The sequence below is a fragment of the Oscillibacter sp. CU971 genome (assembly GCF_905219725.1).
GTDB lineage: Bacteria > Bacillota > Clostridia > Oscillospirales > Oscillospiraceae > Oscillibacter.
This window is the reverse complement of sequence record NZ_CAJMXG010000478.1, coordinates 1-1,410: the sequence shown is the minus strand read 5'-3', so window position 1 is coordinate 1,410 and position 1,410 is coordinate 1. Positions and strand designations below refer to the sequence as shown.

The window sequence follows — 1,410 nt, the reverse complement described above, 5'->3', positions numbered from 1 at the left end:
TGATAAGACGCACGTTCACTTGGATGTAGATTTGGAACTCACCAAAGAACAACTCAGCGAATTGACAAAGTGTATTGGACTCTGAGGAGGGGAGCCGTGGACAACGGCTCTTTCTCTTTTTCGCAAATTTAGCAATCCGTATTATGGAGAGACATTTAGCTCAGTGGTAGAGCGCCTCATGCCAGAGGAGGTCATCGGTTCGAGTCCGATACTGCTTCTCTAACTTTTTGGAGCCAGAACGGCGGCTCTTATATTTTTACCTTGAAAGGAGAACGCACAATGAAACCCAAACTGTGTCAACGGGTTGGAAATGCTTTGAAGAAAGCATCGCCGACCGTCTTGACGTGCATAGGAGCCGTCGGTGTTGTAGCAACCGCCGTCCTGGCCGTCAAGGCAACCCCAAAGGCCCTCGAACTGGTGAAAGCGGACAGCCGTAAAAACCACGATGGCGACCCGCACGCCGCGACCAAAATGGAGGCGGTCAAGTCCTGCTGGAAGTGCTACATCCCCGCCACTTTCACCGGCGCTACTACGATTGCCTGTATCTTCGGGGCGAATATCCTGAATAAACGCCAGCAGGCGTCTCTTGCCAGTGCCTATGCCCTTGTCAGTCGTTCGTACAATGACTACAAGCGCAAACTCAAGGAGCTGTATGGCGAGGAGGCCCACAAGAAAATCATGGAGTCCTTGGCCGTGGAAAAAGCCAAGGACATTCCAATCTCATCTGCGAGTTTTGTTGGCCATAGCAGCCTTGATTTTGAGGATGCCGTAGAGGAAACACGCTTGTTTTATGATCCTATCTCTGAACGGTATTTTGAGTCCACCATCGGCAAGGTGCTGCAAGCCGAGTATCATCTCAACCGAAACTTTATGTTTGCGGGCTATATTTCGTTGAACGAGTTCTATGAGTTCCTCGGCATTGAGGAAACTGAACTTGGAGCTACCGTAGGCTGGAACTCTTGTAACGGTGATATTTTCTGGATCGACTTTAACCATAGCAAAGCCATGGTTGACGATGGCCTAAACGGAGAAATCGAGTGTTACATCATCGACATGGTCTTTCCTCCGGATAACACCTATCTGGAGGATGTCTAATCCGCAGAAATGGCAAGCACTTTTACGGAAAGGAGGCCAGGCTTTATGGACAAAAAAACCATGTTCAAGCTGATGTCCCTTGGCGGGGTTGTCCTGGGATTTGTAGGAACACTACTATCCGGATGGGCGGACGACAAGGAGCAGGAGGCGATCATCGAGGAAAAAGTCAATGAAGCGCTTGCCGCCCGAGCAAGTGAAGAAAACGAAGAAGAAGCTGAGGAGCCCTAACAGGGGCTCTTCGCTTTTGGAGGAGCAAAATGGACAACGATTCGGCAATATATGCCCTCATCGAGTTTCTTTACGAAACGCCCGAGC

Annotated in this window: 2 protein-coding genes and 1 tRNA gene; all 3 read left to right on the top strand. The window is 49.9% G+C overall.

What is annotated here, in order from left to right:
* Nucleotides 1-148 precede the first annotated feature (148 nt).
* The 3 genes from JX325_RS16725 (at nucleotide 149) to JX325_RS16715 (ending at nucleotide 1,323) form a co-directional block, all read left to right on the top strand.
* Nucleotides 149-219: transfer RNA gene (locus JX325_RS16725), tRNA-Trp, on the top strand.
* Between the two features lie 60 nt (nucleotides 220-279).
* Complete coding sequence (locus JX325_RS16720) at nucleotides 280-1,095, top strand: DUF6353 family protein (protein ID WP_204792156.1); 816 nt, start codon at nucleotides 280-282, stop codon at nucleotides 1,093-1,095.
* A gap of 45 nt (nucleotides 1,096-1,140) precedes the next feature.
* Complete coding sequence (locus JX325_RS16715) at nucleotides 1,141-1,323, top strand: hypothetical protein (RefSeq protein ID WP_204792155.1); 183 nt, start codon at nucleotides 1,141-1,143, stop codon at nucleotides 1,321-1,323.
* The last annotated feature ends 87 nt before the right edge of the window (nucleotides 1,324-1,410 follow it).

Excerpts from the sequence above, each read along its gene's own strand:
- JX325_RS16720 (WP_204792156.1), top strand. The coding sequence starts at position 280 with ATGAAACCCAAACTGTGTCAACGGGTTGGAAATGCTTTGAAGAAAGCA.
- JX325_RS16715 (WP_204792155.1), top strand. The coding sequence starts at position 1,141 with ATGGACAAAAAAACCATGTTCAAGCTGATGTCCCTTGGCGGGGTTGTC.